The sequence below is a fragment of the Fodinibius sp. SL11 genome, from assembly GCF_052060035.1.
In the GTDB taxonomy this organism is placed as follows: domain Bacteria; phylum Bacteroidota; class Rhodothermia; order Balneolales; family Balneolaceae; genus Fodinibius.
Genome location: NZ_JBPOEA010000022.1, coordinates 1 through 16,589, shown reverse-complemented (window position 1 = coordinate 16,589; position 16,589 = coordinate 1). Strand labels below are relative to the sequence as shown.

Here is a 16,589-nt window from a genome sequence, read left to right as displayed (position 1 = left end):
CTAAGATAGCGTTTATAGTCAATAAATTGATTATAAAAAATTTTGGGAGTTTTATTCTCCATGGGATACAACTAAAATAGTTCATAAGGATAATTGCTTTCTAAACAACAAATAGTAATAAAGGTGGATGGTTATGAATAAAGCGTTAAATATGATAATCCTTGGCATGTTTATGGTATTCTTTAGTGCCATAACTGCTTTGGGGCAGGGAACCGTAGAAGGAACGGTAACAGAAAAGGGATCGGGGGAGCCGATGCCAGGAGTTAATGTCATTGTACAAGGAACCAATATAGGTGCATCTACGAATGCAGATGGGGAATATATTATTCGGAGTGTTCCGCAGGGTAGGCAAATTATTGAGGCCCGGTTTATTGGTTATAAAGTTGTCAGAAAAAATGTTGATGTTGTTTCTGGAGAAACCGTGACAGTCAATCTACAGCTTGGAGCAACCTCCCTGGAAATGGATGAGGTTGTGGTAACTGGTACTGGTGGACAAACGCGCCGTAAGGAGGTAGGAAACAGTCTCGAACAGGTAAGTAGTGAACAAATTGAATCTGCTACGGTATCCGATTTCGGTGATGTACTTCAAGGCCGCACAGCTGGTGCTACAATTATGGACAATTCAGGTCAGGTTGGTGCAGCGAGCACTATTCGGCTCCGCGGCGGAAATTCTTTTTCCCAGGGAAATCAACCCCTTATATATATAGACGGAGTCCGTGTTGCCAGTGGCGCATTTCGGAGTGATCCTGAGGTAAATCAGGCAGCAGCGCCATTCGATGATCTCAATCCGAATGACATAGCCAGAGTGGAAGTTATCAAAGGCGCTGCAGCTACAACAATTTACGGGACGGAAGCTTCCGGTGGTGTGATACAGATTTTTACCAAGCAGGGTGCAGAAGGAGATGCCCGTTGGAATGTGTCCGTTACGCAAGGATTTAATAACATGCCCAAATTAGGTCCTGATAGTGATCCGACTGGGTTAGGATTATGGGATTGTGAAGGTATTGATCCCGGTTGTCCCGATAGTGGTTCCTATCATAAGAATGGTCATATTCAGCGATATAATATGTCTGTACGTGGTGGTGGACAAGATTTAAGTTATTTCATTTCTGGTAAACTAAATTCAGAAGATGGTGTTTTTGGTCCCCAGGGAAGTGATAATTATGGTATGCGTGCTAATTTTGGTTTCCGTCCAACAAATAATCTGAATTTTAAGTTTAACACCAGCTATACGTATAAAAAGACACAATGGACTCCGGATGGAAATAATGCCGAAGGTTTCTTTCTGAATGTCCTACGGGGAGATGCGGGTTATACCCCAAATAATGATAATAGTAAGGTGTTTAATATGGAGTTAATTACCCGTTCTAATCACTTTACCTCGGGCGTAACTGTTAACTGGACTCCTATGGAAAATATGCTGCACAAGGTAACAGTGGGTATTGATTACAGCGAACAGGATTATACTGAAGAACGCCCATTTGGGTTTTTCTATGATCCCAAAGGCGATCGTGAGGCTGATTATTATAAAATGACCAATCGCACGATTGATTATACGGGTTCTTATGACTTTGATATCAGTGATAAATTTACCTCGAGTACTTCTTGGGGAGCACAGATGTATGATGAAAGTGTCATCGCCCTTAACGGATTTGGTGAAGAGTTTGGAGGGCCTGGTGACAAATTGGTTGACTCTGGAGCCAGGACTGAGGCTTTTGAAAATCGTATTAGCACAGTTAGTGGCGGATTTTTTGCCCAACAGAAGGTTGGATATAATGATCGACTTTTTATAACGGGAGGTGTGCGTGTTGACGGGCACAGTACGTTCGGTGATGATTTTGGACTGGCTGTTTATCCAAAAATATCCGGGTCATTTATCCCTTCGGATTATGATTTCTGGCCTGATTTTTGGAATACATTGAAGCTCCGAGCTGCTTATGGTGAATCAGGAAGAGCTCCTAATGCCTTTGCTGCACTTCGTACCTGGAGCTCCGTTTCAGGTGATGAGGGACAGCCAGCTGTAACACCTCAAAATTTGGGTAATCCGGATCTTGGTCCTGAGCGAACGGGGGAATTCGAGGTTGGTTTTGAAAGTTCATTCATGGATGATCGCGTTTTTGCTGAATTTACTTATTACCGCCAGCTTACCACAGATGCCCTTGTGCCGGTGCAACCTGCACCTTCAACCGGCTTTGTCAACACACAGCTTGAAAATGTGGGTAAACTTGAGAATAAAGGGATTGAAACTAAATTGGATGTCAGTATTATTCAGGATGGACCCGTTCAATGGTCGGTTGGCGGACAATATTCAACAAACCATAGTGAAGCTTTAGATCTTGGTGATGTTGATAGAATTTATGTTAGTTGGCGACAAGAACTGCGTACGGGATATTCTGTACCCAGTTATTTCCACGATCGAGTAACAAATCCGAATGCTGTCGGTGAGGACCCTGAATTTGAAGATCAATATATTGGACCTTCATATCCTACCCACACTTATGGCATTAATACCAGCATCTCGATCAAAGACAGATTTACGATAGATGTACTGGGAGAAGGGCAGGGAGGCCATGTATTATCTTCGGGAACAGCGTATCAGAATGTTCGAAGAGGAGCTTGGCCTACATGTACGGATATTCAATCTCAGATAGATGAGGGGAATACTTCAAGTTTGACTGCCGGAGAACTTGCCTTATGTGATCCCAACGAAACTACATACGGTATGTGGACGAAGGCAGCAGACTTTTTCAAGATTCGTTCCGCTTCTGTTTCCTATAAGCTGCCAAGCAGTTGGTTACCTGGTGGCGTAAGAAATGCGAACATTAAAATTCAGGGTAAGAATTTGTGGACGATTACTGATTATCCTGGTTTGGATCCGGAAGCCTTTGAAGATGGGGCTCGCGACTTCGTGGATTACCGTCAGGAATACTATAACATTCCTCCAATGAGAACCTTCATCATGAAGCTAAATGTAGGATTTTAATTGGCTGAATTATGAGTCCACAATTTTTTAAAAAAATAACATTGAAGAATACCAGTATTATGAAATTACTCATTAGGTTTACGGAAAATTATAACATAGGTGTTGTACTTATATTATTTGCTGTTACCTCTCTCTTAGTATCAGGATGCGATTTTGGGGTAACAAATCCCGGAAGGATCCAGGAAAAGGATCTGAATACAGTTGAGGGGATGGAAACCTTGGTAACAGGAATGTCAGCTGACTTCTCTTATATTTATGATGATATAGGATTTACTGGGGCTCGTCTCTCTGATGAGCTTGCTGCCAGTGGAAGTTATTACTTGACTGGTGAATTACGCCACGGAAGGATTGATCCTGAAGATTCAGGCTTTTATTGGGAGGGCGTTCAGCAGGCACGATTTGTCGCAGAGAACGGTTTGGAACGAATGCAAGAAGTGCTTGGTGATGATTTTGATGGTAACCCGTTGACGGCCAGAGCCTACCTGTTTGCAGGTTTTTCTAACCGAATGATTGCCGAAAACTTTAACCGTGATGTTATTAATGGAGGAGAAGCCCAACCATCAAGTAATACCTTCCAGAGAGCTGTTGGGCATTTTGAGAATGCCTTACAACAGTCACAGGCTGCTGGAGAAGCTGATTTTGAGACAGCTGCATATGGCGGCTTGGCCCAGGTTCATGTCGGACTGGGAAATTGGTCAGAAGCTGTGCAGAATGCAGGTGAGGTGCCTACAGATTTTGTTTATGAGGCGAAATATTCAAACAATTCTGGGCGGGAATCTAATGAATATCGAGATGAGACCCACAGTCGCTATGAGGCTTCAGCTTTTAATACTCTGGCTGCTTCTCGTAATCCTGATGATCCACGAGTACCTATTACCGACTGTTCTGCTACTCCGGAAGATTGTAGTGCAGAAGTTGCAGCAGATGGAACAACGACAATGCTTCGCCAAGAAAAATTGCCCGATCTTGGCTCAGACATGGCTGTTGTAAGAGGTACTGAAATGCGATTAATTGAAGCAGAAGCTGCTCTTCTCGATGATGATTTACCGACAGCTATGGCTAAAATAAATGAGGTGCGTAATTATTACGGATTACAGGATACTTCAGCATCAGAAATTGGAGAACTGGGAGGAGATGACCGTAGCGATGCGTGGGATATCCTCGACCAGGAACGTCATCTAACCTTATGGTTGGAGGGGCGCCGATTACATGATTTAAGACGCTGGGATCATTATTTCCTTGATGGAGGAAGCGTAGTTTATAAAGGAGTAACACGTCGGGCTTCTTATCTTCCAATTTCCACTAGTGAATGTGATGCTAACGAGAATGTAGAGTGTGAGATACCATATATTGACGACTAATATAAGTCGTTGGCAGATTGCTTAAAATACAGCTGCGTGTTTCTAAGCGCAGCTGTATTTTTTACTGTTCATTTAAACTCATTTTATATGGGTTAAGGGCATTTATTTTAGTTAAATACGTATTCCCATGATGTTTAAAAATTTTTCCAGTAGTATTTTAATGTCTGTTTATACCGGCTTAGTAGGTGTAGTCTCTATTCTAATGTTAAGCGTTTCGCCGGTGTTGGGACAGGATAATCCAGCCATTCCATCTTTATACAAGGACATGGAATTCCGCAGTGTAGGCCCTGCTGTTACCGGGGGAAGAATACACGATGTAGAAGCTCTGGGCGATGATCCATCCACGATATACGTGGCAACAGCATCAGGTGGCATTTGGAAAACGATTAATAAAGGCACAACTTGGGAGCCAATTTTTGATGACAAACCAGTTAGTACTTTCGGTGATTTAGACATAGCACCCTCTGATTCTGACATAATTTGGGCCGGTACTGGGGAACAAAATAACCGCCAAAGTACCTCATGGGGAAATGGGATATATCGTTCAACAGATGCGGGAGAAAACTGGAGTCATATGGGGTTAGAGGAGACCCGGCATATCGGTCGTGTTAAAGTTCATCCCAAAAATCCAGATGTGGCTTATGTGGCGGCACTTGGTAATTTGTGGAAAGGAACGGCGGAACGAGGCGTATATAAAACAACTAATGGTGGTGAAAGCTGGGATAAGGTTTTATTTATAGATGAGTACACTGGGATTGTAGATTTAGTCATGGATCCAAGCGATCCTAATACATTGTATGCTGCGACCTATCAACGCTTGCGACGTACATGGGGCTTTAATGGCGGAGGTCCCGGCAGTGGTATCTATAAAACAACCGATGGTGGAGACAGCTGGAATGAATTGACGAAAGGGATACCCTCGGGTGATAAGGGACGTATTGGCCTGACAATTGCAGAGGCTAACAGGAATACACTGTATGCGACGATAGAACATGCAGATTCATCTGGAACATATCGCACTAGGGATGCAGGGGAAACATGGGAGCGTGTTAACAAGTTGAATCCGCGGCCTATGTATTACAGCCATATTGTCGCAGATCCGGTTGATGAAGAAAGAGTTTATATTTTAGCTACAGAGTTTTATATGAGTGATGACGGTGGTGAAACATTTCGCCAAATGCCGACTCGTCCTACCTATGATGTTGGAGTTCACAGTGACCACCACACCCTGTGGATTAATCCCAATAACCCCAAGCATTTTTATCTGGCGGGTGATGCTGGACTGCATGAAAGCTGGGATCGGGGGGAAACCTACAATCGAATTAATAATATTCCGATTGGTCAGTTTTATGCCATCGGGTTGGATATGCGTGATCCCTACTATATTTATGGAGGTATGCAAGACAACCACTCATGGTTAGGGCCCAATGCCAATCGCCGGTATATGGGCATTATTGATGATGATTGGTCCCAAGTAGGATTTGGTGATGGAATGTATCATCGCCCGGATCCGACAAACTACCGTTATGTATATAGCAATTCCCAAAATGGAGGAATGACCCGTTTAGATCCCAAGACAGGTGATCTGCTGGATATACGCCCCTATCCCAAAGATGAAGATGAGGAATATCGTTTTGATTGGGTAACCCCTATAGAACTTTCTAATCATAATCCGAGCACAGTGTATTTTGGAGGGAATCGCCTTTTTATTTCTCATGACAAAGGGGTTTCATGGAATCGCACGAAAGATCTTACAAGAGGTATACATCGTGATTCTCTATCGCTTATGGGAGTAGATGGAACGGAAGAGATGCTTTCGAAGCATGACGGGACGTCTTCATATGCTGAAATTGTTACTATTTCTGAGTCGCCCTTAAGTCCAGATATTATCTGGGTGGGTACTGACGATGGCAATATCCAAGTATCCAGAGATGGGGGAGATAACTGGTCGGAAGTTGCTCAAAATATGAAAGGAGTCCGTTATGGAACTTATGTGAGTAGAGTAGAAGCATCCGCAACTGATGAAGGCACGATTTACGCGACACTCGATGCTCACCGAGATGGTGATTTTGCTCCCTATGTCTATAAAAGTTCAGATTTCGGAAAATCTTGGGAAGAGATCACTGAAGGGTTGCCTGGTGAAGGTTCGGTAAATGTGATAAAAGAACATCCTGATAATCCCGAGTTGCTTTTCTTGGGCACCGAACACCACTTATACATCTCAAATAATGGGGGCAATCAATGGCACCAAATTGGAGCAAATTTGCCTACCACACTTTATGATGATTTGGAAATTCATCCCCGGGAAGATGATCTGGTCGTGGGTACCCATGGCCGAAGTATTTGGATACTCGATGATCTGACTCCGCTGGTAGAGTGGACAGATGATTTGAAGAATGAAGAAGCGCATTTGTTTTCCATACAGCCGGCGCAAATAATGCAGTATTGGAAGTCAACTTCTTATCGTGGGCAGGAATCATTCTTTGGAGAGAATCCGCCGCAGGGTGCGATTATCAATTACTATCTTAATGAAGACACGGATTCCGTTGATGTAGAAGTTAGAAATAGTTCTGGTAAGCTCGTCCGAACACTTAAGAGGGCTGGAGAAGGTGGTACCATTCAAAGACTAAACTGGGACTTGAGACATGAACCACCCCCTGTTGAAGAGGAGGATGAAGAAGAGGAAGAAGGTTTGATAATGTCCGAAGACATCTTACCTGAGCTTCCCCGTTCAACAGATACCAAAGGACCTTTTGTGTCGCCGGGCATATACACGGTGACCTTGAAAGTCGAGGATATTACACGAACGAAAACAGTAACTGTTGAAGGTGATCCTGAAATGCCGATTGATGATAAAGAATGGCATGCGCGGGAGGATTTTCTCTTAGAAGTAGCCGATATGCAGAGAGAAATTTGGGATGCCGCAGAAGAGGCTGCCGAGATTCAAAAGAGGCTTCATACTCTTCGCGATACGCTGGAAAGTGAAGGTGCTGTACCACAGGATTTAAAGGATCGGGTTGCATCAGTCGATTCACTGGCCGATAAATTGGGTGCCGAATCACGCTATGATGGGTTGAGAGATGATATCTATGATTTGGCCGGCGAATTTATTCAGAGTGGTGTTAGTCAGCGGTCCCTGCATCCGCCGACCAATACTCACCGCCAACGCAAGCAGCATCTTGCTACCAAACTGGAGGAGTATGTGAGTAAACTGAGGGAAGAGATTCCTTTAGCAAATCAGGTTATCGAAAAATATGAGAATGAATAGGATACCTATTTTATCGGGTGATTAATACGGTTAATAATACGAAATCGGGATTTAGGTCTGGTATCCTAATTTTGATTGAGAAAGAATTACATCATTTGAACATTTTGGAATAAAAAATATGTCATACAGCACACATATAGTTATCCCTCAGAATAGGATTTTCGGATTTGTCTTACTGTTCTTTTTCGTTCTATTTGTTGGATGCGAGCCTCAGGATAACAGTCGTTCAACTCACAAATCTGATGGAAATAAAAGATTAGTAGCTGATGAAGCCATGGTGAGTTCGGCTCATCCACTTGCCAGCGAAGCTGGAGTAAAAATGTTAGAGCAGGGGGGGAATGCCGTCGATGCGGCTGTTGCCACCGCTTTTGCTCTTAATGTAGTGGAGCCTAACATGTCAGGGATTGGTGGAGGCGGTAGTATGCTTTTCTGGAATCAAAAAAATGAAAAAGCGGACTACGTAGATTTTTATACGGCAAAAAGAGCTGAAACCTACAGAAAAGTAGATCACGATAAATATGGGGAAGATGAATTCAACTTGTTATCAACTGGGGTTCCAGGAACGGTTGACGGACTTTTGCAGGCACTGGAGCGTCATGGTACAATGAGTCGCGAAGAGGTTATGAAGCCAGCAATCCAGTATGCTACTGAAGGATTTCCTGTATATATGACACTGGCGCAATTTATCAGGGATAATGAAGAAAAGCTTACTCGCTACGAGGGGGCTCAGGAAATATTTTATCCCGGGGATGAGCCGCTTGATGTTGGAGAAATATTAAAGCAACCGGATTTGGCTACTACCCTTCAAGCCATTTCGGATAATGGAGCCTCAGCTTTTTATACTGGAGAAAATGCTAAAGATATAGTGGAAGTACTCAATGAAGCTGGAAATCCCGTTACCGTCAAAGATTTTGAGAAGTATGAGCCGCAGTGGGGTAAGACACCGCTGAGGGGGGCTTATAAAGGCTATCAGGTACTTTCCGCTCCTCTTCCGCAAACGGGATTTTATATCATACAGGCACTGAATATTTTGGAAAGCTTTGACCTTCAGCAAATTGGGTTACCCACCGAATCTGCAGAAGCCTTTGATATTCTTACCTCCACAATGCGACTTTCAAATGCTGACCGACGGGAATATGTATCTGATCCTAATTGGAAAGATATTCCGGTAGAAGAATTAATTGGACAAGAATATATAAAAGAACGACGCAAGCTTGTCGGAACCGGTAGAGCTCAGGCAGAGGTAAAGTATGGCAAACCCACTCAAAAAATATCAAAAAGTAAAAAAGTAATTGGTGCTGGTGGACACGTTATCTCTGATAGCTACAATGTCCAGAGTGAAAATACAACTCGAGAGCTTGGCCTGGTTGGAAAGGAAGTGAAAGCGGGTCAGGAAGACGGTGGGGAAGGGGAAACAACACACATTTCGGTCGTTGACTCACAAGGGAATGCAGTATCATTATCAACTACTTTGAGCCATGTATTCGGCTCAGGAGCATGGGTGAATGGATTCATTTTGAATAACTCCGGATTTGATTTTACCAGCTTGGAAGATGAAAGAGATTGGCAAGCTAACCACCCTTACAGAATTCGTGCTTCAACCATTTCCCCTACCATAATACTCGATAAGAATAATGAGGTACGATTGGTAATAGGAGCGCCGGGTGGTGGTAGAATTCCAACTGCTATTTTGCAAAATACGCTGTACATCATTGAATATGGACTTGATCCTTTAGATGCTGTACTTATGCCAAGAATTTTTCCGGATTATGAGGGTCCAGAAGTAGAAGTTGAAAGAGGATTTGAGCCTGATGTGCTTAAAAAAGTGCGTGATATGGATTATTATATCGAGGCTTTATCACAAGGATATGCTCGCATGTATCTAATTTCAAAAGAAAATGGACAGCTTATCGGGGTTTCGGATCCACGGCACGATGGAGAGCCGCGCGGTTTTTAACGTAAATATTGCTTTAATATAGCTTCTATTAATGAAGTGGCTTTTTTAACACAGAATTGATTAATTAAATCATGTTTAAAAGTACAGAAGTCGTTTTAACAGCAGTTCTTTTACTCTTACTAGGATTTTCATTATCGGTATCTGCTCAGGATGGTGATGAACTCATCAAGAAAAAATATAGTGAAGAGATTAGGGAATTGGCGGAGTATCCCTCTATTCAAAATGCTTTCGACTTTATAGAGGAAAATGATCCGAAGACAACAGAAGATCTTATAATGTTGACAGAGATTCCCGCTCCACCTTTTAAGGAGGATGATAGAGCACACAAATATTTAGAAATGCTCCGAAAAGCCGGTGCTGACTCTGTGTGGATGGATGAAGAAGGAAATGTCATAGCCCTTCGAAAGGGTACGGAAGGGAATGAGACTGTTGCTCTTGGTGCTCATTTGGATACGGTATTTCCTGAAGGAACAGATGTAACTGTAAAAACAAAGGGCGATACCTTGTTTGCTCCGGGAGTTGGAGATGATACTCGGGGACTAATGGTTGTGCTTACCGTTTTACGGGCACTGGAAGAGGAGAATATTCAAACAAAAGAGGATTTGCTTTTTATTGGCACTGTTGGTGAAGAAGGACTCGGAGATTTGCGGGGTGTAAAGCATTTGTTTAGCGATAAGGGCCCGGGTATTGATTCCTGGATTGCCATTGATGGCGGTGATGTGGGACGTATTGTAAATAAAGGACTTGGTTCTCACCGTTACCGTGTAACATACGAAGGACCGGGAGGCCACTCATGGGGTAGCTTTGGATTGGTTAATCCTGCACACGCTTTGGGTAAAGCAATGTATATTTTCAGCCAGAAAGCAGATGAATTTACTCAGAAGGGGGCCAGAACCAGTTATAATGTAGGACGAATAGATGGAGGCACGTCGGTAAACTCTATTCCTTTTGAAGCCTGGATGGAGGTGGATATGCGGTCGGTTAGTAATGAGAGACTTGAACAGATTGATAAAATTTTTCAGCAGGCTGTTTCGAAGGCATTAGATGAGGAAAATGATATGCGCCGCCGGGGACCTGAATTAACAGTAGATGTTGAGATGATTGGCGATCGCCCTTCCGGCGAAATTGATCCTAATATCCCACTGGTACAACGGGCGATGTCAACAACTCGATTTTTTAATTCTGATCCGACATTAGCCAGAAGTTCAACAGATTCAAATACACCAATATCCAAAAATATTCCGGCAGTGACGATCGGAAGAGGAGGAGACGGGGGCAATAGTCACTCGCTCGATGAATGGTGGCTCAATAAAGACGGCCATATAGCTATACAGCGAACTTTGCTGCTCTTGGTGAGTCAGGCGGGGCTCCACAAATAATTTTACAAATAAACCATATATGTATTTTGCTTCATGGCTATACAAACAGAGTTCTGATGGCATATCGCCGGGCGGGAATTTTAATTAAAAGCATATACCGATGTATAAATACAAAATCAAAATTTACAAAACGGCATTTCTCTTTTTAATACTGGCAATGGTTGGTGTGACGGCTCACGGTCAGGTGCCTGCCCCTTCGGACATCTATGGATTCGAAATTGGGGCTGACTATAAGTTGGCTGATTATGATCAAATGTTGGATTATTACGAACAGTTGGATCAAGCCAGTGACCGAATTGAAAAAATTACTATCGGAGAGTCAGTTTTAGGACGACCAATGATTCTGCTGTTCATTTCCAGTGAAGAAAATATCGGACAGTTGGACAAATACCGCTCCATAAGTGAGAAATTATCCCGTGCCCGGATAAGGAACGAAGAAGCGAAACAGCTTTCCAAAGACGGGAAAGCAATTGTTTGGATCGATGGGGGAATGCATTCTACAGAGCTGGCTCATGGGCAAATGACGTCAGAATTGGCCTACAGGATTGCAACAGAAGAAAGTGACGAAATGAAGAAGATTCGGGATAACGTCATTACGCTATTAATGCCGGTGATGAATCCCGATGGATTAGATATTGTAACAAATTGGTATCGTAAAAATCTGAATACGCCGTTTGAGACGACAAGTCCGCCGTGGTTGTATCATCATTATGTAGGCCATGATAATAACCGGGATTGGTTTATGAATAATATGCCCGAAACCTATCATGTCAATGAAATTCTTTATAATGAGTGGTATCCGCAAATTGTCTATAATCATCATCAGACCGCTCCTTCTTGGGCACGTATCTTTTTACCTCCGTTTTCAGATCCGGTCAATCCCAATATCCATCCTGGCGTAACAACGGGCGTAAATCAAGTAGGGTCTGCAATGGCTCAGCGATTTGCTCTCAAAGATATGTCGGGTGTAGTTTCAGACAACAGTTACACGATGTTTTGGAATGGGGGTGGACGTACTACACCATACTATCATAATCAGATTGGTATTCTGACAGAAACGGCCCATGCTACGCCAACGCCGCGTTTTTATGAGCCCGATTCCATGCCTGATAAAATTGGGAGTGGTATTCCGACCGATGGAACGGATATTTTCTATCCCGATCCTTGGGAAGGTGGAGAGTCACACTTCCGCGATGCTGTAGATTATATGTTGACGGGCACAATGGCGGTGCTGGATATGGCTGCTGAACGCAAAAGCCAATTTCTGTATAATATTTATAGCATGGGACGAGATGGTATTGAAGAAGGAGATGAGGGAGATCCCTTTGCCTACATTATTCCGCCACTACAGTGGGATGGGGGAGAAGCTATTGAGCTGGTGAATATTTTGAAACAGGGTGGAGTGGAAATTTTTCAGACAGAAAGCTCCTTTACTGCAGGTAATCAGCAGTATCCGGCAGGTTCGTTTGTTGTAAAAGCTGGACAGGCGTTTCGGCCTTTTGTAATGGATATGATGGAACCGCAAAATTATCCCACACGTCTCCAGTATTCCGGCGGACCGCCCGATCCTCCCTATGATTTGGCAGGCTGGACACTACCTATGCAGATGGGAGTAGACGTTGATCGAATTGATGAGGCGTTTGAATTTGACGGCAAACAACTTAGAGAAAAGATTGAAATTAAAGCCGGTGATATTTCCGGTGATGCCAACTACGGTTATATCCTTTCTCATAAGCCCAATGCCAGTGCTAAAGCAGCTAACCAATTATTGGGCGAAGGGCACAATGTATATTGGACGAAGGCAGAATTTAACAGCGGTGGGCGAAACTACGAGGCCGGTTCTATAATCATTAAAAATGGAAGTAATATCCAAAGTGCTGTAGAAGGAGTAGCTCGGGAACACGGGTTGGATTTTCAAGGCATTTCGGATGAACCGGGAGTAGAACTTTATAAAGTGGAAAGACCCAAAATCGGGCTTTATAAATCATGGGTGTCCAACATGGATGAAGGTTGGACACGCTGGGTTCTGGAGAGTTATGCGTTCGAAGTTGATACCCTCCACGACAAGGACCTGGTCCATAATGATCTCTCAAAATATCATTCTATTGTGATCCCGGATCAAAGTCCGTCGCGAATATTGAACGGTCACAAACCAGGTACCATGCCGGAAGAGTATACCGGAGGAATGGGTTTGGAGGGGGCGCTGGCCCTCAAGAATTTCGTAAATGATGGCGGTACGTTATTGGCGTTTGATTCGGCCAGTGATTTTGTCATTAACCAGTTTGGCTTGCCTGTTAAAAATGTAACTGCGGGACTCTCGAATACGGAATTCTTCATACCCGGTTCATTGATAAGGGCTAAAGTATCTACCGATTATCCGCTGGCGTTCGGCATGCAGCGGGAAATTGCAGCCTCATTTTCTCGCAGTCGAGCATTTGAGATTATAGAGATCGAAAGGGAGGGAGAAGGTGGGAAAGAGGATATTAAAAAAGCACCGGCTCCTCCTATTGATATACCAGTGACGTATGCCAGCGATGACTTATTGATGAGTGGATGGGCGTTGGGCGAAAAGAAATATCTGAGTGACAAAGCGGCCGTGATGAACGTGCAGTACGGTGGGGGAAATATTATCCTCTATGGTTTCCGGCCCCAGTTCCGAGGTCAGCCCCGCGGAACCTATAAGCTGATATTCAATCCGCTTTTTATGAGCACAATGAATGATGAAATAATTGAAAATGACAGTTCCTTGAACCTTATATCAGAAGATTAAAACTATACAGGTGAAAATATAATGGCAGATACTTTTAAGAAAGTTGTGTTGTACAACAGGACTCGTTTGTTAATAATTGGTTTTATTGGTCTAACCTTTTCGGCATGTACGATCTTTTCACAGAAACCAAATACCTATGACACAGTTATTGTCAATGGTAAGGTGATGGACGGCACTGGAAATCCGTGGTACTATGCGGATATTGCCATTAATGATGATGAAATAGTCAAAGTTGGCCATATTGATAAGAGTGCCAACGATACTATTGATGCTAAGGGATTGTATGTGACGCCCGGCTTTATTGATGTACATACCCACGCTGCTTCGGGTTTAACGGATCCTGATTTGAGTAGTGCCGAACCCCAGCTACGACAGGGGATTACGACAGTGTTTATAAATCCTGATGGGGGTGGAGCTGTTGATATGAAAAACCAGCGAGAAGCATTGATGGAAGATGGGGTTGGAGTGAATGTCGCTCAACTTTCCCCGCATGGATCAATCCGGGAAAAAGTGATGGGTATGGAAGATCGGGCCCCAACTTCTGAAGAGCTGGATAAAATGAGACAGTTGGTCCGTGATGGTATGCTAAATGGCGCATTTGGATTGTCGAGCGGACCATTTTATTCACCAGGCAGTTATGCTTCAACAGATGAGTTGGTCGAGCTTGCAAAAGTGGCATCTGAATTCGGAGGTGCTTATACGAGTCATATTCGAGACGAATCAAATTATACTATAGGACTGGAGGCATCGGTTGATGAAGTTATTCAAGTTGCAGAAGAGGCTAACCTTCCGGGCGTGGTTACACATATTAAGGCGCTGGGTCCGCCGGTTTGGGAAATGTCAGAGACAATTGTGGAGAACATTGAGAAGTCACGTTCAAAGGGCATAGAAGTCTATGCTGATCAGTATCCCTACGAAGCATCGGCTACGGGATTGATTTCTGCACTGGTGCCCCGATGGGCCGAAGAGGGCGGATATGACTCGCTACGGGTTCGATTGGAGGATCAGGAGCAACTTGAACGGATTCGTTCAGCCATGGAAGAAAACCTGGAGCGTAGAGGAGGTCCCGATCGCATTCAGTTTCGGTATTATAATCCAGATTCTTCGATTGAAGGAAAAACATTAAAAGATGTAGCAGACAATAGAGATGAAGATGCGCTAAGTACAGCTATTGATTTAATCAAAGAAGGAGGGCCGGGTATTGTATCTTTTAACATGACTGAAGAAGATGTGCATCGCTTTATGCGCCAGCCGTGGACGATGACGAGTTCCGATGGAGGATTGGTACATATGGGCGAAGGCGTACCACATCCCAGGAATTATGGCACGTTCCCACGGAAAATACGAAAGTATGTGCTTGCTGATAAGATTATTGAGCTGACACATGCGGTACGGAGTATGACGACCCTTCCGGCCCAAGTATTTGATCTCTGGGATCGGGGACAAATTCGTAAAGGAGCAAAGGCGGATATTGCGATTTTTGATCCCCAGAAGTTGAAAGACAATGCGACGTTTCAGGATCCACACCAACTTTCAGAGGGGATAGAATATGTACTGGTTAACGGAAATATTGCATTGGATAGAGATAATTTATCTTCTGAACGATCAGGAAGGGTACTGCATCATTCTGATAAAGAATAATCTCAAATATCTGGTTATTGATTTTAAAACTTACTGTTAAACTCAAATAATTATTTAAATAAATGATAAAGGTAGTACACATAGGTATTGGTCCACTGGGCCAGAAAGTTGTTAAATATGCACGCGAGCGAAAAGGTATTGAAATAGTAGGAGCTGTTGATCTTGATCCCCAAAAAATAGGCCAAGACCTCGGGGAGTTTTGCGGGTTGGACTCGTTAAATGTTCCTATCATGGAATCATTAGATGACGTACTTAATGAAAAGAATCCTGATGTTGCAGTTGTCACAACGCTATCAAGTTTGGAAAGAATAGAAAGTCAACTTAAAGAGTTGGGCGCGGCCGGGTTGGATATTGTTTCTACTTGTGAAGAGCTTTCTTATCCGTGGGAAACACAGCCAGAGGTCGCGGGACGGATTAATGAGACCTGTAAAGAAAATAATGTCACATGCCTTGGAACCGGCGTTAATCCTGGTTTTTTGATGGATTACTTACCTTCGGTGTTAAGTTCTGTTTGTCAGAATGTTGAAAAAGTGAGGGTATCCCGTGTGCAGGATGCATCATCTCGCCGTATCCCATTTCAGAAAAAAATTGGAGCTGGGCTTACCGATGGACAGTTCAAAGAAAAGGAACAGAATGGTTCACTTCGTCATGTTGGGTTACCTGAATCGGTATATATGATAGCAAAAGCGATGAACTGGGAATTGGACAATGTCGAAGAAACGTTGCAACCTGTATATGCAAAAGAGCACATCGGTTCCGGTTATACTGATATTGGAAAAAATAATCCCAGCGGTGTTGAACAGATTGGTAGAGGATTTATAGACGGAGAAGAAAAGGTAACCCTGCATTTCCGTGCGGCCGTAGGCGAAGAAAAATCATTTGATAAAGTTGAAATTGAAGGTACTCCCAGCTTCAGTTCTACAATCAATGGCGGTGTAAACGGAGATATTGCTACCAGTGCTATTACGGTAAATGCAATTGCTTCAGTAACAAAAGCTCACAGCGGACTGAAGACCATGCTTGATGTGCCCGTGCCATCTTGCTTTTCGGAAGTTTAAACAGACCTTTCACTTTTAAAACATCAGTTCCGCACTATTTACTAAATAGTATATAAATAATTTATATGGGATCATTTAGTTTGAGCAAGCTATTAAAAGGAAATCGTATAAATATCATCATAGCCCTTATTGTGATCGTATTGGGGGTTCTTTTTGCGGGTGAGCTGCCGAA

The 16,589-nt window shown here is 43.3% G+C and carries 8 protein-coding genes; all 8 read left to right on the top strand.

Annotated elements, in window-relative coordinates; all coding sequences use genetic code 11:
* Nucleotides 1–133: 133 nt before the first annotated feature.
* The 8 genes from ACQ76V_RS15180 to ACQ76V_RS15145 all read left to right on the top strand — a co-directional run bounded on the left by ACQ76V_RS15180 (nucleotide 134) and on the right by ACQ76V_RS15145 (nucleotide 16,417).
* A complete protein-coding gene (locus ACQ76V_RS15180) occupies nucleotides 134–2,983 on the top strand; it encodes a TonB-dependent receptor domain-containing protein (RefSeq protein WP_441001365.1) in 2,850 nt (949 codons plus the stop codon).
* 59 nt (nucleotides 2,984–3,042) lie between these two features.
* Nucleotides 3,043–4,344, top strand: coding sequence for a RagB/SusD family nutrient uptake outer membrane protein (locus tag ACQ76V_RS15175; RefSeq protein ID WP_441001364.1), 1,302 nt, complete (start codon nucleotides 3,043–3,045; stop codon nucleotides 4,342–4,344).
* Nucleotides 4,345–4,471: 127 nt separating this feature from the next.
* Nucleotides 4,472–7,612 carry a VPS10 domain-containing protein gene (locus ACQ76V_RS15170; protein ID WP_441001363.1) on the top strand — a complete coding sequence of 1,047 codons (3,141 nt, stop codon included), beginning with the start codon at nucleotides 4,472–4,474 and terminating at the stop codon, nucleotides 7,610–7,612.
* Between the two features lie 118 nt (nucleotides 7,613–7,730).
* On the top strand, nucleotides 7,731–9,569 hold the full coding sequence (ggt, locus tag ACQ76V_RS15165; protein ID WP_441001362.1) for a gamma-glutamyltransferase: 1,839 nt from the start codon (nucleotides 7,731–7,733) through the stop codon (nucleotides 9,567–9,569).
* A 71-nt stretch (nucleotides 9,570–9,640) separates the two neighbouring features.
* Nucleotides 9,641–10,948 carry a M20/M25/M40 family metallo-hydrolase gene (locus tag ACQ76V_RS15160; protein WP_441001361.1) on the top strand — a complete coding sequence of 436 codons (1,308 nt, stop codon included), beginning with the start codon at nucleotides 9,641–9,643 and terminating at the stop codon, nucleotides 10,946–10,948.
* Between the two features lie 100 nt (nucleotides 10,949–11,048).
* Nucleotides 11,049–13,718, top strand: a complete 2,670-nt coding sequence (locus tag ACQ76V_RS15155) for a M14 family metallopeptidase (protein ID WP_441001360.1) — start codon at nucleotides 11,049–11,051, stop codon at nucleotides 13,716–13,718.
* A 21-nt stretch (nucleotides 13,719–13,739) separates the two neighbouring features.
* Nucleotides 13,740–15,359 (top strand): N-acyl-D-amino-acid deacylase family protein, encoded by a 1,620-nt coding sequence (locus ACQ76V_RS15150; protein ID WP_441001359.1) that lies wholly within the window; start codon nucleotides 13,740–13,742, stop codon nucleotides 15,357–15,359.
* Between the two features lie 62 nt (nucleotides 15,360–15,421).
* Entirely contained in the window at nucleotides 15,422–16,417 is a 996-nt protein-coding gene (locus ACQ76V_RS15145) for an NAD(P)H-dependent amine dehydrogenase family protein (RefSeq protein ID WP_441001358.1), read from the top strand.
* Nucleotides 16,418–16,589 lie beyond the last annotated feature (172 nt).

What these genes read in the sequence shown, in the direction of transcription:
- ACQ76V_RS15180 (WP_441001365.1), top strand. Translation starts at nt 134, where the DNA reads ATGAATAAAGCGTTAAATATGATAATCCTTGGCATGTTTATGGTATTC.
- ACQ76V_RS15175 (WP_441001364.1), top strand. Translation starts at nt 3,043, where the DNA reads ATGAAATTACTCATTAGGTTTACGGAAAATTATAACATAGGTGTTGTA.
- ACQ76V_RS15170 (WP_441001363.1), top strand. Translation starts at nt 4,472, where the DNA reads ATGATGTTTAAAAATTTTTCCAGTAGTATTTTAATGTCTGTTTATACC.
- ggt (WP_441001362.1), top strand. Translation starts at nt 7,731, where the DNA reads ATGTCATACAGCACACATATAGTTATCCCTCAGAATAGGATTTTCGGA.
- ACQ76V_RS15160 (WP_441001361.1), top strand. Translation starts at nt 9,641, where the DNA reads ATGTTTAAAAGTACAGAAGTCGTTTTAACAGCAGTTCTTTTACTCTTA.
- ACQ76V_RS15155 (WP_441001360.1), top strand. Translation starts at nt 11,049, where the DNA reads ATGTATAAATACAAAATCAAAATTTACAAAACGGCATTTCTCTTTTTA.
- ACQ76V_RS15150 (WP_441001359.1), top strand. Translation starts at nt 13,740, where the DNA reads ATGGCAGATACTTTTAAGAAAGTTGTGTTGTACAACAGGACTCGTTTG.
- ACQ76V_RS15145 (WP_441001358.1), top strand. Translation starts at nt 15,422, where the DNA reads ATGATAAAGGTAGTACACATAGGTATTGGTCCACTGGGCCAGAAAGTT.